Source organism: uncultured Tateyamaria sp. (assembly GCF_947497045.1).
Taxonomy (GTDB): domain Bacteria; phylum Pseudomonadota; class Alphaproteobacteria; order Rhodobacterales; family Rhodobacteraceae; genus Tateyamaria.
This window is the reverse complement of record NZ_CANMEU010000005.1, coordinates 25,370-49,956: the sequence shown is the minus strand read 5'-3', so window position 1 is coordinate 49,956 and position 24,587 is coordinate 25,370. Positions and strand designations below refer to the sequence as shown.

The 24,587-nt window shown below is 58.2% G+C and carries 24 protein-coding genes; 6 read left to right on the top strand and 18 right to left on the bottom strand.

Annotation, left to right across the window (positions count from 1 at the left end):
- The first annotated feature begins 88 nt into the window (after nt 1-88).
- Nucleotides 89-967, top strand: a complete 879-nt coding sequence (locus tag Q0859_RS12135; RefSeq protein WP_299151619.1) for a phytanoyl-CoA dioxygenase family protein — start codon at nt 89-91, stop codon at nt 965-967.
- Complete coding sequence (locus tag Q0859_RS12130; RefSeq protein WP_299151833.1) at nt 967-1,587, top strand: inositol oxygenase family protein; 621 nt, start codon at nt 967-969, stop codon at nt 1,585-1,587. Before Q0859_RS12135 ends, Q0859_RS12130 begins: the two co-directional genes overlap by 1 nt.
- A gap of 17 nt (nt 1,588-1,604) precedes the next feature.
- Here Q0859_RS12130 and rmuC read toward each other — a convergent pair whose 3' ends face one another.
- The 4 genes from rmuC to Q0859_RS12110 form a co-directional block, all read right to left on the bottom strand.
- Entirely contained in the window at nt 1,605-2,840 is a 1,236-nt protein-coding gene (gene rmuC, locus Q0859_RS12125; RefSeq protein WP_299151618.1) for a DNA recombination protein RmuC, read from the bottom strand.
- Nucleotides 2,837-4,645 carry a DNA mismatch repair endonuclease MutL gene (mutL, locus tag Q0859_RS12120; protein ID WP_299151617.1) on the bottom strand — a complete coding sequence of 603 codons (1,809 nt, stop codon included), beginning with the start codon at nt 4,643-4,645 and terminating at the stop codon, nt 2,837-2,839. Before mutL ends, rmuC begins: the two co-directional genes overlap by 4 nt.
- 88 nt (nt 4,646-4,733) lie before the next feature.
- Nucleotides 4,734-5,942: a urate hydroxylase PuuD gene (locus Q0859_RS12115; RefSeq protein ID WP_299151616.1), complete on the bottom strand. Its 1,209-nt coding sequence runs from the start codon at nt 5,940-5,942 to the stop codon at nt 4,734-4,736.
- Nucleotides 5,943-6,614: 672 nt separating this feature from the next.
- On the bottom strand, nt 6,615-7,517 hold the full coding sequence (locus Q0859_RS12110; protein ID WP_299151615.1) for an AraC family transcriptional regulator: 903 nt from the start codon (nt 7,515-7,517) through the stop codon (nt 6,615-6,617).
- Nucleotides 7,518-8,207: 690 nt separating this feature from the next.
- Between Q0859_RS12110 and Q0859_RS12105 the strand changes: the two genes are divergently transcribed.
- Entirely contained in the window at nt 8,208-8,900 is a 693-nt protein-coding gene (locus Q0859_RS12105; RefSeq protein ID WP_299151613.1) for an alpha/beta hydrolase, read from the top strand.
- A 75-nt stretch (nt 8,901-8,975) separates the two neighbouring features.
- Here the strand turns inward: Q0859_RS12105 and Q0859_RS12100 are convergent, their stop codons facing one another.
- The 5 genes from Q0859_RS12100 to puuE all read right to left on the bottom strand — a co-directional run bounded on the left by Q0859_RS12100 (nt 8,976) and on the right by puuE (nt 14,401).
- On the bottom strand, nt 8,976-9,890 hold the full coding sequence (locus Q0859_RS12100; protein WP_299151612.1) for an AraC family transcriptional regulator: 915 nt from the start codon (nt 9,888-9,890) through the stop codon (nt 8,976-8,978).
- A 459-nt stretch (nt 9,891-10,349) separates the two neighbouring features.
- Nucleotides 10,350-11,669 (bottom strand): nucleobase:cation symporter-2 family protein, encoded by a 1,320-nt coding sequence (locus tag Q0859_RS12095; RefSeq protein WP_299151611.1) that lies wholly within the window; start codon nt 11,667-11,669, stop codon nt 10,350-10,352.
- A gap of 44 nt (nt 11,670-11,713) precedes the next feature.
- Nucleotides 11,714-12,202 carry an ureidoglycolate lyase gene (locus Q0859_RS12090; RefSeq protein WP_299151610.1) on the bottom strand — a complete coding sequence of 163 codons (489 nt, stop codon included), beginning with the start codon at nt 12,200-12,202 and terminating at the stop codon, nt 11,714-11,716.
- A complete protein-coding gene (locus Q0859_RS12085) occupies nt 12,189-12,992 on the bottom strand; it encodes a bifunctional allantoicase/(S)-ureidoglycine aminohydrolase (RefSeq protein WP_299151607.1) in 804 nt (267 codons plus the stop codon). Before Q0859_RS12085 ends, Q0859_RS12090 begins: the two co-directional genes overlap by 14 nt.
- Nucleotides 12,989-14,401, bottom strand: a complete 1,413-nt coding sequence (puuE, locus tag Q0859_RS12080) for an allantoinase PuuE (RefSeq protein ID WP_366523201.1) — start codon at nt 14,399-14,401, stop codon at nt 12,989-12,991. The genes Q0859_RS12085 and puuE overlap by 4 nt, the downstream gene beginning before the upstream one ends.
- Nucleotides 14,402-14,472: 71 nt before the next feature.
- Here puuE and uraH point away from each other — a divergent pair, with 71 nt between their 5' ends.
- Complete coding sequence (gene uraH, locus Q0859_RS12075) at nt 14,473-14,832, top strand: hydroxyisourate hydrolase (protein ID WP_299151601.1); 360 nt, start codon at nt 14,473-14,475, stop codon at nt 14,830-14,832.
- 19 nt (nt 14,833-14,851) lie between these two features.
- On the opposite strand, the gene Q0859_RS12070 is transcribed toward uraH, so the two are convergent.
- From Q0859_RS12070 to Q0859_RS12060, 3 genes are read right to left on the bottom strand one after another with little or no spacing between them, the layout of a single operon-like run.
- Entirely contained in the window at nt 14,852-15,349 is a 498-nt protein-coding gene (locus Q0859_RS12070) for an N-acetyltransferase (protein WP_299151597.1), read from the bottom strand.
- Entirely contained in the window at nt 15,336-15,893 is a 558-nt protein-coding gene (gene rsmD / locus Q0859_RS12065; protein ID WP_299151594.1) for a 16S rRNA (guanine(966)-N(2))-methyltransferase RsmD, read from the bottom strand. Before rsmD ends, Q0859_RS12070 begins: the two co-directional genes overlap by 14 nt.
- Nucleotides 15,890-17,092 carry an FAD-dependent oxidoreductase gene (locus Q0859_RS12060; protein WP_299151592.1) on the bottom strand — a complete coding sequence of 401 codons (1,203 nt, stop codon included), beginning with the start codon at nt 17,090-17,092 and terminating at the stop codon, nt 15,890-15,892. The genes rsmD and Q0859_RS12060 overlap by 4 nt, the downstream gene beginning before the upstream one ends.
- An 87-nt stretch (nt 17,093-17,179) precedes the next feature.
- Here Q0859_RS12060 and Q0859_RS12055 point away from each other — a divergent pair, with 87 nt between their 5' ends.
- Together Q0859_RS12055 and Q0859_RS12050 are read left to right on the top strand one after the other, a co-directional pair.
- Nucleotides 17,180-17,668 carry a peroxiredoxin gene (locus Q0859_RS12055; protein WP_299151589.1) on the top strand — a complete coding sequence of 163 codons (489 nt, stop codon included), beginning with the start codon at nt 17,180-17,182 and terminating at the stop codon, nt 17,666-17,668.
- 203 nt (nt 17,669-17,871) lie between these two features.
- Entirely contained in the window at nt 17,872-18,591 is a 720-nt protein-coding gene (locus Q0859_RS12050; RefSeq protein ID WP_299151587.1) for a hypothetical protein, read from the top strand.
- Nucleotides 18,592-18,633: 42 nt separating this feature from the next.
- Here Q0859_RS12050 and Q0859_RS12045 read toward each other — a convergent pair whose 3' ends face one another.
- The 6 genes from Q0859_RS12045 to Q0859_RS12020 all read right to left on the bottom strand — a co-directional run bounded on the left by Q0859_RS12045 (nt 18,634) and on the right by Q0859_RS12020 (nt 24,521).
- Nucleotides 18,634-18,930: a 4a-hydroxytetrahydrobiopterin dehydratase gene (locus tag Q0859_RS12045; RefSeq protein ID WP_299151586.1), complete on the bottom strand. Its 297-nt coding sequence runs from the start codon at nt 18,928-18,930 to the stop codon at nt 18,634-18,636.
- Nucleotides 18,927-20,138, bottom strand: coding sequence for a GNAT family N-acetyltransferase (locus tag Q0859_RS12040; RefSeq protein ID WP_299151584.1), 1,212 nt, complete (start codon nt 20,136-20,138; stop codon nt 18,927-18,929). The genes Q0859_RS12045 and Q0859_RS12040 overlap by 4 nt, the downstream gene beginning before the upstream one ends.
- A 51-nt stretch (nt 20,139-20,189) precedes the next feature.
- Entirely contained in the window at nt 20,190-20,957 is a 768-nt protein-coding gene (locus Q0859_RS12035; protein ID WP_299151582.1) for a glycerophosphodiester phosphodiesterase family protein, read from the bottom strand.
- Nucleotides 20,954-21,412 carry a RidA family protein gene (locus Q0859_RS12030; RefSeq protein ID WP_299151580.1) on the bottom strand — a complete coding sequence of 153 codons (459 nt, stop codon included), beginning with the start codon at nt 21,410-21,412 and terminating at the stop codon, nt 20,954-20,956. The genes Q0859_RS12035 and Q0859_RS12030 overlap by 4 nt, the downstream gene beginning before the upstream one ends.
- Before the next feature lie 74 nt (nt 21,413-21,486).
- Nucleotides 21,487-22,785, bottom strand: a complete 1,299-nt coding sequence (locus tag Q0859_RS12025) for an HlyD family type I secretion periplasmic adaptor subunit (protein ID WP_299151576.1) — start codon at nt 22,783-22,785, stop codon at nt 21,487-21,489.
- Nucleotides 22,785-24,521 carry a type I secretion system permease/ATPase gene (locus tag Q0859_RS12020; RefSeq protein WP_299151574.1) on the bottom strand — a complete coding sequence of 579 codons (1,737 nt, stop codon included), beginning with the start codon at nt 24,519-24,521 and terminating at the stop codon, nt 22,785-22,787. The genes Q0859_RS12025 and Q0859_RS12020 overlap by 1 nt, the downstream gene beginning before the upstream one ends.
- Nucleotides 24,522-24,587 lie beyond the last annotated feature (66 nt).

Below are 24,587 nucleotides of genomic sequence, written 5' to 3'. Positions count from 1 at the left end.
TCCGACACAATTCCCGTCGCAGCCACGCTAGATCGCACCGCCGCTTAATCCGACCCTGACGTCAGTATCCCCCAGACAAAGGCGATCCATGCTGCCGTCTCTCCCTCTTGATGCGGGCACCTTGCCCAAAGCACTGGTTGATCAGTATTGGCACGACGGTTTTCTGTTTCCCGTCCCCGCACTTGACCCCGATGCCGCCCGCACAGCACGCGCCGAACTCGAAGAGATCGAGGCCAAGTGGCAAACTGCCGATCTGCCGCAACCTCTGAACACCTACAAACGGGTAAACGCGCATATCGTCATACCAATGGCAGCCCGGATCGCGCGCGACCCCGGCATTCTGGACGTGGTTGAGGCGATACTGGGGCCCGACATTCTGATCTATTCGACTGAATTCTTCATCAAGGAACCCAACACCCGCCATATCGTATCCATGCATCAGGATCTGACCTATTGGGGGCTCGGGGCCATTGCCGGGCTGGTCACCGCCTGGGTCGCCCTGTCGCCCGCCACCCCGGCCTCGGGATGCATGGACTTTGTTGTTGGCAGCCACAAAAACGCGATCCTTGAACACGAGGACAGTTTTGATCCAAACAACCTGCTCAGCCGAGGACAGGAGGTAAAGGTGCATGTCGCGCCCTCCGACAAGACGGCCATTGAAATCCATCCCGGCCAGATGAGCCTTCATCACGGGCTGACGATCCACGGGTCCGGGCCGAACAGATCGGATGATCGGCGTATCGCCTGCGTTGTACGTTATATCCGGCCCGATATCGCACAGCAGGTCGGTGACAAGGATTATGCAATGCTGGCACGCGGCGCGGACCGGCACGGCAACTTCGACCATATCGACGCACCTGAAACCTTGTTCAGTCCCGGCGCGCTCAGGCAATATGAGGACGTCCGCCTTGCCCAAGCCAAGGTGACGATGAAAGGCGCAGCGGCCCAAACCGAGATGTACACATGATGGACCACGTGAAATTCACCGCCATGAAAGACGGCGACAAACAGGACTACGATTTCCTGACCGAACACGAGGTCGCCTATACCAAAGGCACCGCAGACCGGCTGTTGACCGCACTGGAAACGCTGGATGAAGGGCTGTCGGGATATCAGGTCACCCGCCTTGGCCACTCGCTTCAGTCCGCGACGCGGGCATGGCGGGATGGGGCAGATACAGATTGGGTGGTTTGCGCCCTGTTGCACGATATCGGCGACATTTTCGCACCCTACAATCACGACGAATATGCGGCCAGCATCCTGAAACCCTTTGTGCGCGAACAATGCACATGGGTCGTGGAAAAGCATGGCGATTTCCAACTGATCTATTACGGCGCACATGTCGGGGCGGACCCGCACAAGCGCGACGCGTACCGGGACCATATCTATTTCGACGATTGTGCCGCGTTCTGTGAGCGATGGGATCAGACCAGTTTTGACCCCGTCTACGACACGCTGCCGCTGGATCATTTCCGCCAGATGGTGCGTCAGGTTTTTGCGCGCACCCCTTACGATCCAAACGTCATCCAACCGGGGATGAGGGTCTCCCTGCTCGATGCAAACACCGCGTCAGAGCGGATCACGTAAGGTGCACTTGTGTGCGCCTAGCCCTCGGGTCGCTCAAGCGGAACGACATTGGCGGGTGACTCTTCAATCTCTTCAAAGTCGAAATTGTCGAGGCGATGCGCGCGTTTTCCTGCCTTGTCCGCACTGATCTTGATCTCTTCAATGTCTTTGGAGGCTTGGGAGAAATGGCGGTCCAGATTGCCGACGCGGGTGCCCAGACGATCCACATCGCCCACCAGCAGCGCCAGTTCCTTGCGGATCGCACCGGCCTGCTCGCGCATACGCGCATCCTTGAGGATGGCGCGCATGGTGTTCAGGGTCGCCATGCAGGTGGTGGGTGACACGATCCAGACACGGGCGTCAAACCCGGCGCGGACAAGGTCGGGAAAATTTGCGTGCAACTCGGCATAGACCGCCTCGGAGGGCAAAAACATCAGCGCGCCATCCGCGGTTTCCCCTTCGATGATGTACTTGTCGGAAATGTCACTGATGTGCTTTTTTACAGCGACCTTCATCTGCGCGACGGCCTGTTTCAGCGCATGATCCGTATCCGCAGCACGCAACGCCTCATAGGCCTCAAGCGGGAATTTACTGTCGATCACGATGGGACCGGGCGGGTTGGGCAAGTGGATCAGGCAATCCGCGCGCTTACCATTCGATAGCGTATGTTGCAACGCGTAGCTGTCATTGGGCAGGGCCTTGCCCACGATATCGCGCAGCTGGATTTCGCCAAAGGCCCCACGGGTTTGTTTGTTGGACAGGATATCCTGCAGGCTCAGCACATCGCCGGACAGTTTGGTGATGTTGTCTTGCGCCTTGTCGATCGCCGCCAAACGTTCCTGCAACTGCGTCAGACTCGTGGTTGTCTGTTTGCTGGACCCATGCAGCGTTTCGCGCATCCGCTCCTGCATCTCAGTCAGGCCCCTCTGGCTGCGCAACGCGTTATCAGCAAGCCGATCCTGCATATTCTGCTGCACACTGGCGAGGCGCTGTTCAACCATTTGCGTCAATTGCGCCTGCCCATTCGTGGCCGTATCGGAAACGATCTGGAGGGATTGGCTCAAGCCCGCCTGCCCCTCGGCCAACCCCTGCACATGCTGTCCAAGATAGCCCAATTGCTGCGCCAAAGGCTCGGTGGCACGGGCAGATCGCCCCGCCGCGCGCAGCGCCATGATCAGCAATACGACGATCAGAATGGCGACGACCACTCCGACCAAAGCGGCCACGGCAAGCGGGTTGCTTGGATCGAAAACCATATCACCCACCTGGATCATGTGCGCCCGAACAGCCGTTCAATGTCGGCCAGTTTAAGTTCGACATATGTTGGGCGGCCATGGTTGCATTGGCCGGAATGAGGTGTTGCCTCCATCTCGCGCAGAAGGGCATTCATTTCCTCGGCGCGCATCCACCGGCCAGACCGGATGGAGCCGTGACACGCAACCCGGCTCAGGATGGCTTCAATCCGGGCCTGCACCGATTGGCTTGACCCCAGATCGCTGAGTTCGTCCAGAATGTCGCGCAACATCGCAGAAGCATCGACCTCGCCCAGGATCGCAGGAGTCTCGCGCACAGCAATGGCGTCGCCACCAAAGAGTTCGATGCCCAGACCCAACTTGTGCAGGTCCTCAGCAATCTCCATCAATTGGGCGCATTCGGACGCGGACAGGCTCACGATTTCCGGGATCAGCAGGGCCTGTGCCGCCACACCGTTCTCGGCCATCTGGCGTTTCAGTTTTTCATAGACCAGCCGCTCGTGGGCGGCGTGCTGATCGACGATCACCATCCCGGTCGCGGTTTGCGCCACGATGTAATTTTCATGCACCTGCCCGCGCGCCACGCCAAGGGGCAGGTCCGTCGGCTCAACGACATCCGGCACATCGCCGGTGTCGACAACCTGCGCGCTGAAATCTTGCGCCATGTCGGCAAAGCCGGGCATGGGGACGCGCGGGCCAAGGCTTGGACGATCCATCTGATAGACACGTGGCTGGGCCGGTTCCGGCTGCATCGCACCCAAGGTCGCGCCCGCCACCGTCGAAGAGGCGCGGTGCCCGGCATCCGCCAGCGCATGACGCAGGCCCGACACGATCAGACCGCGCGCAAGACCCGGATCACGAAACCGCACCTCGGACTTTGCCGGATGCACGTTGACGTCCACCAATTGCGGGTCGCAATCCACAAACAGGGCTGCCGCCGGGTGACGATCCCGGCTCAGAAAGTCGAAATAGGCGGCGCGCAAAGCGCCAATCAGCACCCGATCCTTGACCGGGCGACCGTTCACAAACAGGAATTGCGCGACAGCCGCGCCACGGGAATAGGTCGGCAGGGCTGCATATCCGGTCAGGTGCAACCCTTCGCGCATGGTGTCAATGGCAATGCTGTTTTCAGAAAATTCACGCCCTAGGACGTCAGCCAAACGCCCGCGCAGCGCCACCATTGGATCGCCGCTTTGCCCCTCGACACTGAAGATCGTGCGCGGGGCGTCAGAGACATCGCGCAACTCAAACCGGATGAAGGGTTCAGCCATGGCCAGCCGTTTGATCACATCCGAAATGGCCTGGGTTTCGGCGCGATCCGTGCGCAGGAATTTGAGCCGTGCAGGCGTCGCATAAAACAGATCACGCAATGTGATCGTGGTGCCGCCGTTCAGTGCCGCAGGTTTGACAACACCGACTTGACCGCCGGTCACGACAATCTCGGCCGCTGTATCGCCGGGGACGCGACTGGTAATGGTGAGCCGCCCAACCGCACCCAAGCTGGGCAACGCTTCGCCCCGAAACCCGAACGTGTGAATGTTCAGCAGATCGCTGCCATCGATTTTCGATGTCGCATGGCGGCTGAGCGCGAGGGGCAGGTCGGCGGCTGCAATACCGCACCCATCGTCCGTGACCCGGATCAGCGTCTTGCCCCCGCCCGCGATGTCGATGCCGATCCGCCGTGCCCCCGCATCAATGGCGTTTTCCACAAGCTCTTTGACCGCAGATGCCGGACGTTCCACCACCTCACCCGCCGCGATACGGTTGACGGCGGCATCGTCCAATTGACGGATCACAGGTCTTATGTTGGGGGTCTGGTCGTTCATGCCACAAAACCTAGCATGATCTGGCGCGATTCGACCACCGCAAAGCGGGCGGACGACACGTCCGCCTTACGGATGAGCGCAACGTGGCCTAGCCACCGATTGCGGCGCGATACCAGGTTACGATGGCGGCCCGCTCGTCCTCTTCCATATAGCTAAGATTGGCGGGGGGCATGGCATGGCCGACGCCCGACTGAAGATAAACCGCGCGTGCGTTGCGGGTCAGATCCGCCTCGGTTTCGAGCCGCACATTCTTGGGTGCCCACAACAACCCGGCCCAGACCGGTTCGGCAGCGTGGCACATGCTGCACCGGCCCTGAACGATATCATGCACCTCGCTGAACCCGTCTGCTGCTGCAAACCGGGCGACAACTGATGCTTCCCGTTGGGCCATGGGTGCGGTGCTGAGCCAGACAATCGCAATGAAAAGCAGCGCCGTCACGCCCCACGTCCAATGCGGATTGCCCTTGCGCGCGTGATGTGTGTTGAACCAGTGCCGGATCGTGACGCCCATCAGAAACACGAGGCTCGCGATCACCCAATTCCACTCGCTCGCGAAGGCCAAGGGGTAGTGATTGGACAGCATCAGGAAGATCACGGGCAATGTCAGATAGTTGTTATGTGTAGATCGTTGCTTCGCAATCTTTCCGTACTTCGCATCAGGCGTGCGCCCGTTCATCAAGTCATCCACAACGATTTTCTGGTTCGGGATGATGACAAAAAAGACGTTGCCAGACATGATCGTAGCCGTGAATGCGCCCAGATGCAGAAGCGCAGCACGGCCGGTGAAGACCTGGGTGTAAAACCACGCCATAGCGATCAAGACGGCAAACAGCGCGATCATCAAGATTGTCTGGTCCGCATCCACGAACAATTTGCACAATTGGGTGTAGATCAGCCATCCGAAGATCAGCGATGCCAAGGATATGCCAACCGCTTGCAGCGTTGTCAGTTCCATCACGCCGGGGTCGATCAGGTAAAACTCGGCCCCAAGGTAGTAGACCAGCACCAGCAGCACAAAACCACTGATCCACGTCCAGTAGCTTTGCCATTTGTGCCAGATCAGCCCGTCAGGCATGCCTTGGGGCGCGACCAAGTATTTCTGGATGTGGTAGAAACCGCCGCCGTGAACCTGCCACTCTTCTCCGTCTGCGCCGGACTTCAGATTGCGGTCGCGGTACAATCCGAGATCCAGCGCAATGAAGTAGAACGATGAGCCGATCCATGCGATGGCCGTGATCACATGCAGCCAGCGCACGGCAAATTCGATCCATGCTCCGAATGCGGCCAAGTCGTACATCTCACCAGTCCCCTATGTCCCGGGGGCCAGGATAGAGGCGGCGTGCGGGAAGGGAAAGGTGGGAACGAAGGGGGCCAGCCCCCTCGCGCATGCGCGCTCACCCCCGCGGTATTTATGGTCAAAAGAAACGGCTTTGCTGAGTGCATGATTTTGGTACGGGGAGTGCGCTTTTTGGTGTGGGTCACATGACCACTTGAATAGGTTTTCAACAAATGCGGCTTCGCTCAGAACCCCTGTTTCAGCGCGGCGCGACCTGCCTCACCCGATTATTGAGAGGTAGTAGCAAGGGTCGCATTGCAGTCAGGCGAAAATCGATCAGCTGCCCCGCCGATCCACCGCTCGCCCAAGATAGCACCATCTGGCGTTCACCCGCACGTGTGTCGCTTACACATCCCAATGCGGGCCGTGTCAGGACCGCCATCTACCATAGGTACGTTTGCGGATCACGGGCCCGAATTTCTGAACCCGACGATAGATCGTCACGGAGTCGACCGTGATCTCACCTTCCGTCAGAGCCTCCGCTTAGGTCTCGATATGACAGGGGGTATCCGCAGAATTAGCAGACCGGCAAAAGGGCAGCGCCCTTCGGGAAACGGTCGGCCCGAGCGGAGCCCCTATTCTATTTTGCCCTTTGGACCAAGGGTTTGCTGATCATCAACCTTGATTTCCCGGTCACTTTAGCGATCTTCTGTAGTTGTTCGGAGTGACACCCAGCAACCTCTTGAAAGCCGAAGTCATATGACTTTGCGACGAAAACCCTTTGTCGAGAGCAATCTGGGACAAACACTCATTCGTGTTTGCCAAACTCTCCTGAACCCGGACGATTCTGCGCTGCATGATATATTTGTGGGGGGACAAATCAGTTGCCGCCATAAACATCCGCGAGAAATGGAACTTGCTGATCCCAGCCACGTCAGCCAACGCGGCAAGAGATAGATCTGCGTCAATATTATCATCGATGAAGGCGTTTACCCGCGCCAACACTGGCTTGGACAACGGGTTTGCCACATCGCTTTTGCTTCGCATGCCATTGAACATACAAATTTCCAGCAAGAGTAGATTGATCAGGGATTCAGCCTGAAGCCGCCCCCCGAACTCTCCCTTTGTGCTAACGAAATTCATCAACAAAAGTGTAAAGATCTGATGCCGAAGCACATTCTTGATCGGTGTGATTGAATCATCAAGTTTTGGGGCTTCCGGAACCGTTTCAAGAAATGCCATTCGGACTGAGCGATCGAAATTGATATACACAACTTCTTTCGCAGACTGACCAATCGAATAAAGGTCCGTTCCGGTAGGCAACCAATACATATCATTCGGCGCATTTTCGTATTCTGCCGCTTTGTCCGAGTTAATTGCTCGTCGCCCACCGTAACCTGCCTTGGGCAGGACTATGATGTCTGTATCGGCCTTGAAATGCAGTTCCCAAAAGCCGCATGGTGGACTAATCCCGACTGTGATCCCATCGCTTGACCAGCTTCGGCCCTGCGAGAAAGACTCATGCTGCTTTGTCACGGCATCGCCATAACGAACGGCATGATCTGACCCGCGGCTGTGTATCATTAAGTCTGTCATATTTAATCGCTACATCCTTCGCCGCCGCACTGATCGTTGATCAGTCGCGCGAGCGTCCACCAACACGGAACGGAAAATGTTAGCCTCCTTATATCCTGGGCCAGACCGTCAAGCGCTTGCCAACATTACCTATTCGATAACATCGTAGCATCTCTGAGAAGGTCAGAAATACTATCGTACCGCACCATGTGTCAACTTCATGCTACACTTTTTGTGTCAACTCAATGCTACACATTGGCGTGAACTCATCGAAAGCCGATTGGGTACAATTTCCTCAATCGCGCGCCCCGAGTCGAAGTCGACGTAACCCTATCAAGCCAAATTTGTCCGGGGATTCTGTTAAGAACTCCACGATATTGAAATCAAGGCACAGGCTCCGGTGTCACAATCAGTTTCGACATTGCGCATACGGTAGGAGCTAAAAATGACCCGTCGCTACCCCCTCGACATGTGTTCCAGTGAAAACGTCGGGAGCCCGGTTTTCGGCATCAACGGTCTCTCGGGTCGGCCACACAATGAGCTCAGCTTCTTGGAACCTTCAGCCTTCAGGCGTTCTCCTGAAAGGCCGACAGGTTCTCGATTGGCAGGTCAGGTTTCGAGGCAACAGCCTAATGCAGATCATCGCGAAACCCGGAGGCTGGTTAAATGACCCAGCCAAGGCCAAACCGAAAGGTATCTTTTCCAGGACGCATGAATACCAAAATCGTTGCCCATCTTACCTACCCCTATGAAAGGGGAGAATATTTTGCAATTTTCGCTCATTCCTTCAATTGCTCGGAAGAAAATTGCGCAGCGCATGCGATCACTGCCGAATTGGGGCAGGCGGATATCTCGACGCTCTGTATCAACCTCTCCGACTTCAACCACGTCGATGCGTCACACCAGTCGTTCATGCTCTCTGATTACATCCAAGACCTGATTATGACATATGAGTATTTAAGCAGAAATTACGAAACGAAAATTCTGCTTATCGGTCACTCGATTGTTGGTGTTGCGGTTTTGACGGCCTCACAACACATGCCAAATGTTGCCGCTATTGCAACGATAGCTGCGCCTGCTGACCCGGCGCATATTTCGCATCTGTTCGGTGTTGCGCAAACCGAGTCTGAAGAGCAGGATAAAGTCCGCCTGAATGTGGAACGCGCCCTGAAAGTGTCACTGTCTCATCAACTGTCTTATCTCAATAAGCCCTATCTAATCGTGCATTCCCTGGCTGATGAGGTAGTCGATTTCGATAATGCGATGGACTTGTTCGATGCCGCGCGGGAACCAAAAAAGCTTTTGCCGGTCGACACATTGGATCACATGATGTCGTGCCCGAGTGACGCGCAAAATATTGGCACCGAGATCGCGTCCTGGGCTTTACCCTTCCTGAAAAAATAGGTTGATGTCTGACCTGACAGGTTTCCACATTGCCCCAAACACCTCAGGGCACTTTTGATGAAGGCCAGGATCAGCTCAGAGTGATTTTCTGAACTTCGCGGGCGTCGTTCCCGTGGCCTTCTTAAATGCCGTCGTCAAATGACTCTGAGAGGAGAAGCCGACTTCGTAGGCAATTTCTGCAATACCGGCTTGCGTTGTCGTGAGCAATTCCTGAGCCCGGGCAACTCTGCGCTTGTTCACATATTGATGCGGGCTTTGCCCTGTCGTGTTCTTGAAAATCCGGCAGAAATTAAACACGCCGGTGTCTGCAAGCCTTGCGAGAGCTTCGAGTGATACGTCTGCATCCAGGTTCTCTTCAATGAACGCGGTCACATCCTCCAAACCGGAATGCCCGAGTGTACGGGTTACTTCCGGAGGTTTGTTGCCGCTGCGATGAGAGCAGATCTCAAACAAGATTACGTTGAGAAGAGCTTCGGCCCGGAGCCGCCCACCAAGCCCGTCGGATTCGACAAAATCGCGAAGCAATGTGGAGAGCGGTGCATGATGTGTCAGATTGCTGATCGGTGTAATCGCCTCATCAAGGTGAGTTCCACCAGACGCCTGATCGATAAAGTGCTGCCTGATCGAACGGTCGAAATTGATAAACAGGAGCGGTTTGGCGTTCGTGCTGAGTGAATAAAAATCGGTGCCGGTCGGCAGCCAATAAAGATCGTTTGGCGCCATCTTGAAGTCTTCAATTTTGTCAGAGTTGACCGCGCGCTGGCCACCATATCCCGGTTGCAAAAACACCACGATGTCTGTGTCTGCTGAAAAATGAATCTCTCTCAGTTTATAGGCGGAACTGATGCCAACCGTCAGGCCCTCACCAGACCACGTTCGACCTTCGGACAGAGACGTCGACATCCGGACATCCGGACCGCCATATCTGAGAACGTTCTCCGCACTGCCGGTTTCGTTGGCGTGCTTTGGGGTTATGAGCTTGTTGTACATCTGGTTTAAGTCCTGATCACGGCTTAACTGGTCTCATTCAAATTTCATAATATCTGAATTCCTATTTATTCTAGCCAACCGTATCATCTCGGTAACTGATGCGGATTCCAAATTTGTGCGGTTTTTATGCTTTCTTGTGTCTATATGCCAGGAACGGGCAAAACCTGATGGTTAAGGCGTTCGACTGCATCACCTGCCTTGAGATGGGGCGGATTGTGTCGTCAGGCCCGCCGCCAAGTTTCATTTCCACTATATCTGCGGCACCCGCAGACTGCAAAAAGATAACTTCCCTTAGAAAGCAGTCGGCCCGAACACTTGCGGTCGAACCCTGCTGTGGCAACAGCGCCGATTGGCCAAACAGCTCAAATAAAAAAAGAAGCAGAACAAGCGCCCTGCTTCTTTTGACCGAAAATACCGCGGGGGGGGGCTGGCCCCCCGGTCAACGCCTGCCACAGGCGATCACACCTCGTCCGGCAGTACCAGATTGAGGAAAATCGCAACCATCGCCGTCGGGGCGACCGCACTTGTCATCAGCGTTTTGACAACACCGGGCAGGTACTGCACCGCCGTGGGAACCAGGTTCAAACCCAGACCCGCCGCCAGAGACACCGCAATGATGACCATGTTGCGCCGGTTCATTTTGACCTCGCTGAGCACGTTCAGACCGGCGGCCGCCACCATGCCAAACATCACGATCACACCGCCACCCAGCACGGGCAATGGCATCGAGGCAATCACAGCCCCCACCTTAGGGATCAAACCGCACAGGATAAGCACCAGCGCGCCGATGGTCACCACATGGCGCGACATGATGCCGGTCATGCCGACAATACCGACGTTCTGGCTGAAGGAGGTGTTGGGCAGACCACCAAACACCGCGGCCACCGCAGTACCCAGACCATCGGCATAGGTGGCACCTGCGATCTCTTTGTCAGTGGCTTCACGCCCCGCGCCCGCCTTGGTCGTGGCCGACGCATCACCCACCGTTTCAATTGCGGAGACAATGGACACCAGCGTCACGGCAATCACAGCGCCAAGGCTGAATTCGAACCCATAGGGCAAGGGCTGTGGTGCCAGAAACAGCGCCGCATTGCCCACCGCCGAAAAATTCACCATCCCAAAGATCATCGCAAGGATGTAGCCAACGACCAACCCGATCAAGATCGCCGCATTGCTGACAATGCCCTTGGTGAAGAATTTCAAAAGCAGCGCAACAATGACCACACTCAACGCGACAGACCAATGCATGAGCGAGCCAAAGCTCTCGGCCTCCATCTGGAAACTGGCAGCCCCGCCTGCCGCATATTTGATCGCCACCGGTATCAGGTACAGACCAATGGCCAGAATGACGAGGCCGGTGATCAGTGGCGGAAACAGCCAACGCAGATGCTGAATGAACGCACCGAGGCAAAAGTGGATCACGCCGCCAATCAGACAGGCGGTCAACGCGACACCCATCCCTTGGGTCGCAGCGATTCCCGCCAGCACGCCCACAAACGCAAAACTTGTGCCTTGCATGATGGGCAGACGCGCGCCCACGGGGCCAATCCCAACGGTCTGAAACAGCGTCGCGACACCGGCAAACAGCATCGCCATCTGGATCAGGTACACCTGTTCAGGGCCGCCAAAGGCAAGACCTGCCGCACCCGCCACGATAATGGATGGGGTCACATTTGAGGCGAACATCGCCAACACATGTTGCAACCCCAGAGGCACGGCTTCGTGCAGGGGGGGCGTGTCATTGGGGTCCGAAAAGGCCCCGGTCGTCAAATCAGTCATGGATATGTCCCTGTTCTCAGCCGTCTTGATGCGGCTGGCAGCGACTATGAGACCACAACATATGGCGGATCAAGGAAAAACTCCTCTAGATTGGGTGTCTCACCAATCCGATCCACCACCGCAAACAAGCCGGGCAGATGCAGCGGGGTCAAAACCCCATGCCACATGCCACGGTGGAAATTGATGCCTTGGCCCGGCGTACTCAGAAACGCCTGCGGCTGACCCGGCTTGCCATCCATATCCGGGGCGACGGTCACCAGAAACCCATGCTCGGACATTGGGATAAAGGCCTGACTGCCCTCGGGATGCCGCTCAAGCAGATCAAGGGTGTAGGGCAGGCTGCGCGGACGCGCCTGAAACAGGCTGATCCCGCCGCGCGCATCCCCAAAATCCAGCCGTGCCCGATCATGGTAACGACCACACATCCCGCCATTGATCATCTTGTCAGGAAAACCCGCACATTCGAGCACGTCCCCAAAGGGCGCAAAACTCGCAACAGTCAGCGGTTGGCAGCGGATTTCAGAGAGGGACATGCCGGTTCACATCCTTATAAAGCAGATAGCGAAACGGCCCGTCACCGGTTGCGATGCAGGCCTGCGGGCAAAACGCACGCAGCCACATGAAATCACCAGGACCGACACTGACCCACTCGGTGTTCAGCAAATACTCCGCCGTCCCTTCAAGCACATAAAGCCCGTGTTCCATCACATGCGTCTCGGCAAAGGGAATGCGCCCACCCGGCTGAAAGGTCACGATATTGACGTGAAAATCATGGCGCAGATCCGCTGGATCGACAAAGCGGGTTGTCGCCCATTTGTCGGTGTTGGGCATGACAGTGGGCGGGACATCGCGGTCATGGGTCACAAAAGGCGTCGGTGCAGCAACCTCCGTCGCCGCCACATAGCGCTTGCGCACCCAATGGAATTGGCAGCCATCGCCACCGGCGCGCACGGCCCAATCCGTCCCTGCCGGGATGAACGCATAACTGCCCGCCTCAACAGAATGAACATCCCCGCCGATGGTGAGGGTGGCCGTACCCCTGGCGAAAAACAGGACCGACTGCGCGGCCTCGTCCACCTCCGGGGTCTCGCTGCCGCCATCTGCCGTCAATTCCACCGCATATTGCGAAAAGGTCTCGGCAAAGCCGGACAGGGGGCGGGCCAGCACCCACATGCGCATCCCGTCCCATCCGGGCAGGAATGAGGTCACGATATCGCGCTGTGTGACCGCCGGGATCACCGCATAGGCCGTGGTGAACACGGCTTTGCCCTCGGGCGATACGGTCTGATCCGGCAAACCGCCAGGGGGGAAAGCATAGGTCATCTCAAAGCCTCCAATCGCAGGCGGGCGATACGTTCGACCTGTTTGCAGGCCTCGGCAAATTCGGTGGCGGTATCATTGGTGATGCGCCGATCAAAGGCGCGCATGATGCCCGCCTTGTCATGATCCTTGACCGCAATGATGAAGGGAAAGCCGTGCTTGGCCACATAGGTACTGTTCTGGGTGTCAAAGCGGTGGCGTTCATCATCCGTGAGCGCATCGAGGCCCGCGCTGGCCTGCTCTACTGTACTGTCCTCGGTAAGGCGCTTGGCCGCGGCCAACTTCCCGGCAAGGTCAGGGTGGGCACGCAGTACCTCCATCCGTTTGACCTCAGGAGCCGCGCGAAACACACGGCACAGCGCATTGTGAAGTCCCTGAGGCGTGTCATGGGCGGGACCAAGTTCAAGCGTATGTGCACCCTCGGCCACCCAGGCGGAATGCTCAAAGATGCCGCCGAATTTGGCGACAAATGCGTCGCGGTCCAGCAGGTGCCAATTGGTGCGCGGTTGAGGTGGATGAGCCTCGACCCAATGTGCCGCAATATCAGCACGGCGCGCGCACCAAACACCCTCATGCCCCTGCACATAGTCAATAAACTTGCGCAACGCCTGCACCCGACCGGGGCGTCCCACCAACCGACAATGCAAGCCAATGCTCATCATCGCAGGCCGCCCTGCCCCGCCTTCGGCATAAAGCGCATCAAAGCTGTCGCGCAAATAGGCAAAAAACTGATCGCCCGCGTTGAAGCCCTGCGGCGTGGCAAAACGCATGTCGTTGCAATCCAGCGTATAGGGAATGATCAACTGATCGCGCCCGTCGATTTGCGCCCAATACGGCAGATCATCATCGTAGGTGTCGCTGATCCAATCGAACCCGCGTGCGGCTGCCAACGCGACCGTGTTTTGCGAGCAGCGACCCGTGTACCAGCCCTTTGGCGCAGAGCCTGTCACCTCGGTGTGCAACACGATGGCCGCGTCCATATCAGCGGCCTCATCCCCGGCGGTGTGGTCCTTGTAGTCGATCCATTTCAGCCCGTGGCTCGCGATTTCCCAATTCGCATCCTGCATCGCCTCAACCTGCGCCGGGCTGCGCGCCAGGGCGGTCGCAACCCCATACACCGTCACAGGCACCCGGGTTTCGGCGAACAACCGATGCAATCGCCAGAACCCGGCGCGGACACCGTAGTCATAGATGCTTTCCATATTCCAATGCCGCTGACCGGGCCAAGGAGCTGCCCCGACAATCTCGGACAGAAACGCCTCGGAGGCCGGATCACCGTGCAGGATATTGTTCTCGCCCCCCTCTTCGTAGTTCAGCACAAAGGACACTGCGATGCGCGCACCACCGGGCCAAGCCGCATCGGGGCGATCAGGTCCGTGCCCGTAAAAGTCGCGCGGATAACGAGGCGGCATTTCGGCCATGGACTTCCCTTTGAGATCAGAGTGAGATGCGCGCAATTTGAAAGATACGGGGGGCATATGCAATGGCGGCGGGTTATCTGACGACACATGTATTGGACACGGCGCGCGGGATGCCCGCAGCGGGGATCAAGATCGCGCTCTATCGGGTGTCGGGTAATTCCCATCGTAAGATTGCCGAGGCCGAGACAAATGCGGACGGGCGGACCGACACCCCGATTTTGCCCGCAGGCAAGATGGAGGTTGGGCACTACGAGCTGGTGTTCTTTTGTGGCCCGTATCTGGACGCGCATGGGCTAAGCGGCGATGCGGTCAAATTCCTTGAGGATATTCCGATCCGCTTTGGGATCACGGATGGTGAGGCGCATTATCATGTGCCGCTTCTGTTGTCGCCTTATGGCTATTCCACTTATCGCGGCAGCTAAGGCGCAGGTGTCCTGCGCCTTAGCTGCACTCAAATGCGGTGTGAAAGACGACCTGTCCCCGCGGTTCTGCCCCCGACAGCACAAGCCGCTGGAAATAGGGGCTGGGTCTATCTCCATACCACAGCGTCTCCACTGCCTGAAACCCAAAGCGGGCGTAGTAATCGGGATTGCCAAGCAGGAATACGCACGCAGCATCCATACCCTTCAAGCGCTCCAGCCCAGTGCGGATCAACGCGCTGCCAACTCCTTGGCACTGATGGGCAGGGGCAACCGCAACGGGACCCAAGCCAAACCACGGCCCGTCTTGCCCATCTACCATGACCTGAGAAAAGGCCACGTGGCCGATGATCTCGTCCCCTTCGATCGCGACCAGTGACAGCGTCAGCGCGTTGTCAGCGCGCAACGCGTCGATAATCCCACCTTCGCTGCCATCGCTGTAGGACATGGGCGCGAAGGCGGTTTGGGTCAGGTCGTAGATGGCGTTGATCTCTTCGGGCCGTTCGTCACGGATGATCATTTGTCGCCTCCAGCAAGGTAACATGGGCGGTGCCGAATTTGCGGGTATCGACAGCCACATATCCGGGCGGGGGCAGCATGGTCGTACTTTCTTCCCACACAATCAGGGCACCAAGGGTCAACGACCCGTGCACCGCTTGCAACGCCGGCGCACCAAGACCTTTGCCATAGGGCGGATCAAGGAACACGAGGTCAAAAGAGGGTGATGGCAACGCACCCAACCTGGTCGCATCACTGCGCCACACATGGGTGATGTCCCCCGCACCCAGCTTGGCGATATTCTCCGCAATCAGCCGCTGCCCGACACGCCCGTTTTCCACGAACACAGCCGACGCTGCACCCCGCGACAAAGCCTCAAGCCCCAAGGCCCCCGTCCCAGCAAACAGATCAAGCACGCGCGCGCTCTCAACAGCACCACGACTGCCAAGCATCGAAAACAAGGCCTCACGGACGCGATCCGGCGTGGGGCGCAGATGGGCGCTCACGTCCCCCTTGCCCACATTGACCAAAGGCACGCCGCGCCATCGCCCTGCAATGATCCTCACTTCAAAAGCGCCTTGAGATCGCTGGAAGGATCCGCAATCAACTCGGGCGGCGCGCTTTTACCCGCCTCGATCAACCGCTTGCCGATCATATAACCGCGCGGATCGTTGGCCGCGTCGACAGCCAACAACCGATCCCCCCTGTAATACCAGAATGATACGGCCTTGCCCCCATCGCGGGTCACGACACGGTCGTACTCCGTATTCAGCCCTGCAATCTGCAATTTGACATCGAACTGATCCGACCAGAACCACGGACGGGCGATGTAATCCTTACCTGCACCCATGATATTTTCAGCAACCACTTCCGCCTGATCAATGGCATTGGGCACACTTTCGAGCCGGATACGCCGCCCTTGATAGGGGAACGAAGCGCAATCGCCAGCGGCCCAGACATGTGGCACGGACGTGCGGCCCTGTGCGTCGGTGGCAATCCCGTTGTCGAGGACAATGCCCGCCTGTGAGGCCAAAGTGGTGCCCGGCGTGATGCCCACGCCGACAATCACGAAATCAACCTCAAGCGTGGTGCCGTCCGTCAATTCGGCGCTGGTGACATCCCCATCACCTAACAACCGGGCAAGCCCGACCCTTTCGCGAATATCGACGCCGTGGCCCGTGTGAAGCTGGCGAAAATACGCACTGGTTTCAGGGGCCGCGACGCGTTGCAGGATGCGCTCCGCCATTTCGACCAAGACCACATTCAGACCCAGTTTGGAGGCAACGGCCGCGGCCTCCAGCCCGATATAGCCACCGCCAACGATCAAAACGGATGCACCGGGGCGAAAGCGCGGGGCCATACCGTCCACATCAGCCAGATCGCGCACTGTAAACACATCGCCCAAATCACCGCCAATGGCGGCAGGCAACCGATGGGGAACGGACCCGGTCGCGAACACGAGGTCGCTATATTCCAAGACCTCATCCCCCAGATCGACGGTCTGTGCGGCTGTATCGACATGCCGCACCACACGGCCCAACCGCAGGTCGATATCATGCTCGCCATAAAAGGCTTCGGGGCGCAAAAACATCCGCTCCAGCGGCATATCGCCCATCAGATAGGCCTTGGACAATGGGGGGCGTTGATAAGGCGGCACAGCCTCGGCGCCAATCAGGGTCACACGCCCCTCAAAGCCCGCGTTGCGCAGCTTTGCAACACAGGATGCACCTGCCTGACCCGCACCGATCACCACAACATGGCTCATATTTTTTCCCTTTGGTCTCGCCCTTTTCCGATCAACAACCTATATCGCGGACCAAGACACACGCAATTCCAAGAAAGGCCCGATCCCATGGCAATTTCCCAAGGTGACACACTTCCCGACGCAACTCTGGTTCATATGGGCGACGAAGGCCCGGCCACGATCAAACTCAGCGAAAAGACAAAAGGGCGCAAAGTCGTGATCTTTGCCCTGCCCGGGGCCTACACAGGCGTGTGCAGCACGGCCCACGTGCCCAGCTTTATCCGCACCAAGGATCAGTTTGCCGAAAAGGGCGTGGACGAGATTATCTGCGTGTCGGTCAATGACCCGTTTGTGCTGGACGCATGGGACAAATCAACCGGGGCCAGTGACGCCGGGATCACCATACTGGGTGACGCAGAGGCGGAGTTCACAACCGCCATGGGGCGCACATTCTCGGCACCGCCCGTGGGGCTGATCAACCGCTCAACCCGCTATGCGATGGTGGTCGAGGACGGCACGATCACGCTGCTGCAGGAAGAAGAAAACCCCGGCGTCTGCGACGTATCGGGTGGTGAAGGACTGCTTGCCGCGATGTAAACGCCGGCATTGTCACGCAGATTGGGCCTCCCGTAACCGGGGGGCCTTTTTTGTGCGATCTTCGGAAGACTTGTAAAGGTGGGGAATTCAAGACCTGACACGCTATGCGTGCAAAGTCTAAGCTGTTGCCATCATGGGGTCGTTATTTTCCGGCTCTGCACACAAAGACATTTTCAGCAATTCATTTGACAGGAGAATCGCACATGGCTTCCGTGGAAAAGGACATTGATGCCGCTGCAAACCTGATGGCCAACGACATCAACGCCGCCATGAAGGTCGAAGACCTCAACCAGTTCCTCGCCCTCAAGGACCGGCTCAAAAGCAAGAAACGACCCAAGGGAGGAATGGGCACGGTCTATGACCTGTTCGAAAGTGGCAAAGCGGACAAGAGCAAGGGGCCGGGCATATTCGACAAGCTCAAAGAATATCCGACCGTGCGCGTTGTCGTCTCAAAATCAGACGTCGCCAACAAGCGTACACCGAAAAAGCAGGCCGAATTGATCATCACGAAACCAGGGCAGACGTCCTCATGCCGATCTGCGCATATGATCGGCGCTGCGCGGCACGTTCAATTGACGGTAAACGGCGTCAAAAAGTGGGATACGGGCGGGCTAAAGATGCTCAAGAAGGACTTCCCGGTCCTTTACGAACGGTTTGTCATCGAGTTTGGCAAAGCGTTCAAAAAACAGGGTGTGAACAATCACAAAGGCAAGCCGAAGTTCGAAATAGACGGCGGCGATCCGTTCCACATCGAATTCGAGAAAGCAGAAACTGGCAGTAAGTTCACCCAAGACTGCCTGCATCACTACGCCAAACTGACGCGGATGAAGGGCAAGCCGAAAAACCCGAAATTCGAAGGGTGGAAATACGTCAAGGCGTTCTTCAAGAAGAACAAAAAATACGAGAAGGCTGCCGCCAAATAGCCACCCTGAGGAACCCGGCGTACGTTCGGGTTCCGGCCCACCCTAGCCCACAAGGCTGTCCATCTTGCGCGCAAGCTTCAGATCTAGCGTGCTGACCCCGCCCACATCATGAGTGGTCAGCGTGACCTCGACCTGTTTGTAGACATTGAACCATTCGGGATGGTGATCCCACTTTTCCGACCAGATCGCGACGCGGGTCATCCAGCCGAACGCCTCCACAAAATTGGCAAACTCAAAGGTTTTATGGATCGCATCGCGCCCATCCGCCACAGCCCAACCAGTGTCCAACAATGGACCAAGCAGGGTGTCGCGTGTCTCATCACTCAGCTTTTCGGTCATTCCTGTTCCTCGATTTGCACCCGCTTGAAGGGGCCATAGTCTGTCAGAATCTCAATCTCCTCTTCCACCGCCTCACGTTCGGCTTCAAGGTAGCTCGCAATCGCATCGGCAAAGCCCGGATCGCCCACCCAATGCAGGCTGTGGGTTTGCGTTGGCAAATACCCACGCGCCAGCTTGTGCTCGCCTTGCGCGCCCGCCTCGACCCGGTCCAACCCATATGCGATCGCGATGTCGATGGCGCGGTAATAACACAGTTCGAAATGCAGACAGGGGTGATGTTCGCTACATCCCCAGTATCGGCCATAGAGGGACCCCGCGCCGATAAAATTCAGCGCACCGGCCACATATTGCCCATCCCGCTCGGCCAGAACCAGCGCCATGTCATCGCGCAGGGTCTCTTGGGCGATGTCGAAAAACCTGCGCGTCAGGTACGGCGTGCCCCATTTGCGTGCGCCTGTATCCTGGTAAAACCGCCAGAACGCATCCCAGTGTTCGGGGCACAATTCATCACCGGTAAACGTGTGGATGGAGCCGCCAAAACCCTGCGCCTGGCGTCGTTCCTTGCGGATATTCTTGCGCTTGCGGCTGCTGAGGGTGGCCAGGAACCCATCAAAGTCGTGATACCCCGCGTTCAGCCAGTGAAACTGCTGCGTGGCGCGTGGCATCAGGCCCAATGCGGCCCCCGCATCCCGCTCGGCTTCGGTGCAAAACGTGACATGCAGCGAACTCAGCTTGTTGGTCGCGCCCAGTTGCACCGCGCCCTGCACCAAGGCCGACAAACCCGTTTGCGCGAAATCGGGATGGGTCAGAAACCGCCGTCCCGTAGCGGGTGTATGCGGGACGGCAATTTGCAACTTTGGATAATATCGCCCCCCCGCACGTTCAAAGGCATGGGCCCAGTTGTGATCAAAGATGTACTCGCCCTGGCTATGCCCCTTGGCATACATCGGGGCCACGCCAATGGTCTGATCACCGATCTTGGCGTGTAGGTATTGCGGCTGCCAGCCTGTGCCAGGCCCCACCGAATTGCTGTCCTCAAGCGCCTTGAGAAACCGATGCGTGGTAAAGGGATCGTTGGGGCGGCCCCCTTGCGCCGCCTCGGGGCACGCACAAGCATCCCACGTGGCCGCATCAATCGCGTCCAGTGACGGCAGCACCCGGATCTCGATCTCTTGCTCGGCGGGTTGATCCGTTTCGTGATCCTGCACGCGGGGCTTCCTTGTCTTGGATGACTGAATGTGTGTCGAATCCGGACAGGTTCAACCGGGCTGTAGAGGCAGATACCCCTCAAAGGTCACATTTTGAGCAACCTGGCGGGCCTCAACCTCTTGTTGCGCCGAACGGATGGTCCAACACAAGACATTCGCGCCGCACGTTTTCAGCTCCGCCACGCGCGGACGCTTCAGATCTGCGGCCTCGTGGCTGATGAATGTGGCACCCACCCGGTCAAAGTCGGGGATCTTGCGCAGATGTTCGCATGTGGCGACAGGCAGCGGCCAATTATCGGGATCATAGCTGCTGGTGACCAGACCGCGCGGGATGTGCGGGCACAACTCTGCCATGCGCGCGACCGCGTGCGGGTTGAAGGACATGACCGCAATCGGACCCTGATAGCTGGTGATCGCCTTGGCGGTTGCCGCCTCCAAAGGGCCGATATCGGGACCCATCGCACCGTCCTGATCCTTGATCTCGATCAGCAGGGGTACTTGACCTGCAATAATCTGCAAAACCTCGTCCAGCTTTGGAATGCCTTCGGCACCACCCAATAGCGACACCTGAGACAGCGCGTTTGCGGCGACCGCGCGTACAGGTCCCGACCCGTCCGCCAACCGCTCAAGCGCATAGTCGTGGAACACCATCGCTTGATCGTCGGCACTCAGTTGCACGTCGATTTCGATGCCATACCCGTGGCTGATCGCCGCGCGGATCGCGGCGCGGCTGTTTTCCGGGCGCCCTTCGGTCACATCATGCAGGGCACGATGCGCCAAAGGGGCGCTGAGGAAATCGGCAGGCGAGCGCGGGCTCATTTGATCTGAAAGATGCCTTCGATCTCGACCGCAACACCCAAAGGCAGCGACGCCGCCGACACCGCCGAGCGGCTATGACGGCCCGCATCCCCAAGAGCCTCGACAAGAAAGTCGGACGCACCGTTGATCACCTGTGGCTGATTGGTGAAATCGGCGGTGGAATTGACGAAACCCGTCAGTTTTACAACACGCACCAGCCGGTCGATATCGCCGCCACAGGCCGCCTTGACCTGTGCCAGCAGACTGATGGCGCACAGGCGAGCCGCGGCGGCACCCGTCTCGATATCCATATCCGCGCCCAACTTCCCGGTGACCAACCCATCCGGCCCGTTCGAGATTTGACCCGACACATAGACGATATCGCCGATCTGGACGAAGGGGACATAGTTGGCCGCAGGCGCGGGGGCGTCGGGCAATGTGACGCCAAGATCGGCAAGGCGGGTTTCAATGGACATGGGGCGATCCCTTTCGTGGATTGTGCGTTTGCGCCGACGCTAGACCGCAGCGCGCAAAGGTAAAAGGCCCAAGATCAGGATTCGCGAAATGCCCGATTGAAATAATCCGCCATCGGCTGCATCAGATATGCCATTGGCGAGCGGTCTGCCGTGCGCAAGAACGCCTCGACCGGCATACCGGGGATCAGAACCTGCCCCTTTGCCAGCTTGCCAAGTTCGCCAGAGTTCAGCGCTATTTCGATCTGGTAGAACCGCACGCCGCTTGCCTCATCGTCAAAAACATCCGCAGACACCAACACCACCCGCCCCACCAATTCAGGGGTAGTGCGTTGATCCAACGCGGAAAACCGCACGTTCACCAGCTGGCCCAACACGATTTGATCGACATGCACCGGATCGACGCGGGCGGCGATCACAAGTGGGCGGTCCTGGGGGATGATAAACAGGACGGGTTCGGCACCACGCACGACCGAACGCATGGTCTGGACGCGCATATTGTAAACGATGCCCGACACCGGTGCGCGCAGGGTCATTTGCTCGATATCGCTCAGCAGGGCGCGCTGTTCCTGCACCAGCTCCATCTCACGCGCACGCAGATCACGCAGCCGGGTGATGGCCTCTTCGCGGCGCGCCGTGGTCAGCCGCAGCACTTCGATCTCGATCTCGATCAGCCGCTGTTCGGACTCGGCCTTGGAGGCCGCCAATTCGCCAATCTGGCCATCCAGCGACGCGGATTCGCGCTGCAAAGCCAGCACGCGCGAGGTTTGGGTCAGCCCACGTTCCAGCAGGCTTTGCTGGGCATCCAATTCGGATTGGATCAGGCCCCGCTGGCGCGCCAAGGCCTGTTCCTGCGCAGTGACCCCGACAATCTGGTTTTCGATCTGCGCGCTGCGCCTTCCCAACTGACTGGCCTGGCTTGCAAGCGAATCGCGCCGCGCGGTGAACAGATTGCGTTGTCCTGTCACCAATTCTGCCACTTCGGGGCGCGTGGTTTGCGCCCGTGTCAGGTCGGGATCAAAGGTGATCGTATCGCGCCCATCGCGTTCAGCCTCAAGCCGGGCACGGCGGGCCATGAACTCACGAAGCTGTCCTTCAATGATCCCCAAAGCCGTACGCATCTGTGTATCATCCAGCCGGATCAGCAGATCACCGGCCTGCACCACATCCCCTTCTTTCACCAGAATGCTGGAGACAACGCCGCCCGTAGGGTGCTGAACGATCTGGCGGTTCTGATCCACTTCGACATGTCCCGGTGCAATAATCGCTCCGGCGATCTGGGTTGTCATTGCCCAAAGGATCATGCCGCCCAACAGACCAATCAAGCCAAGCAATCCGACCAAAACCGGTACCCTTGCTGACCAGCGCCCCGTCATCATGCAGCCCCCCGGGCGTCGGCGGGCACTTTGCTGATGTCGGAATGATTCTTGACCATGGAGCGCAGGACCTGATCGCGTGGACCAAATGCGGATCGCACCCCAGCCTCAATAACCAGCAGCAGATCACATTCCTGAATGGCGGCCGGGCGATGCGCCATGATTACAACGGACCGCCCATCCGCCTTGGCCCCCCGGATTGCAGTGTTCAACGCTTGCGTACCCGCCGTATCAAGGTTGGAATTGGGTTCGTCCAACACCAGGATCACCGGATCATCATAAAGGGCACGCGCAAGGCCGATGCGCTGCATCTGACCGCCTGACAAGCGCTGGCATGTGGCCGCAATCCGGGTGTCATAGCCCTCCGGCAGCGACAGGATCATCTTGTGCGCATCCGCTTTCTGCGCCGCATTGACCACTTTTTGCGGGTCGGGGGTGCCCGACAGACGTGCGATGTTTTCGCTGATCGTACCTTCGAACAATTGTACCCGCTGCGGCAGATAGCCGATATGTCGCCCCAAGACGTCCTGCGCATAGTGATCGAGCGCGGCACCATCCAGCCGGATCGCCCCGGCAGCCGGTCGCCACACCCCCGTCAGGCACCGCGCCAAGGTGGATTTGCCCGCGCCAGATGGGCCGATAACCCCAAGCGCCTGCCCGGCTGACAACTCGAAACTCACCCCCTTGAGCGCAGGCAACCGTTCGCCCGGCGGCACCACACTCATGTCCTTGACGCTCAAATGCGCCTTTGGTTTCGGCAGCGACGTGCGCGCCGCCTCAGGTGGCACCACCCTGAGCAGATCCGCCAGCGCCGTCCACCCCTGAGCCGCGCGCTGTGCCACACGCCACTGCGTCAACATCGCTTCAATCGGGGCCAACGCCCGGCCCAGCAGAATGGAGCCCGCAATCATCGCGCCCGGTGTCATCTCGTTGTGCAGCACGAGAAAGGCCCCAAGCCCCAACATCGCACTTTGCAGAAAAAGACGCAGTGTCTTGGTCAGCGACGAAAATCCGCCTCCGACATCCGTCGCCTCAATCTGGGCCTCAAGCGCGGCACCCCGCGCCTTTTGCCAACGATCAAACGCCGCTTGACGCATCCCCATGGCCTGCACCATTTCAGCCTCGCTGCGGATTTCGTCCGCCAGAGTATTGGCCCACTGACCCGCATCATTGGCCATTTGCTGCGGCCTGCGTGACAGCAATTGGTTGGCCAGTGCGATCAAGACCAAAGCCCCGCCTCCGGCCACGGCCAGCCACCCCAACATCGGATGGAATACAAAGATGGCCGCGACGAAAATCGGCGTCCACGGCAGATCAAACAGTGCCAACAACACCGGAGAGGTCAGAAAACGCTGCACCGCTTGCAGATCGGAAAGGCCCGATTGCGACTGCATATCAGGGGACAGGGCGGATTTGCGCACAACTGCATCGAACACCCGTCGGTCAAGATCGGCCTGAAACCGAGCCCCCACGCGGGCCATGATGCGACCCCGTGCAAAGTCAAGGATCCCCATGACCCCGTACAAAAACACCACCAACAACGACAGCGCGATCAACGTCTCTTCGCTGCGGCTGGACAACACGCGGTCATAGACCTGCAACATATAGATCGGTCCGGTCAGCATTAGCAGGTTTGCGAACAGGCTGAACAGACCGACGATCCAGTATAGCCCACGACTTGCTGCTCGGGCGGCGTGCAATTCGGCCCGGCCTGTATGTCTAGGATCGCTTTGCATCGGCACCTTTTTTGCTTGGGGCAGCAGTCTGGCTGGGCATCACGCGCCAACCGCGTATTCTGCCTG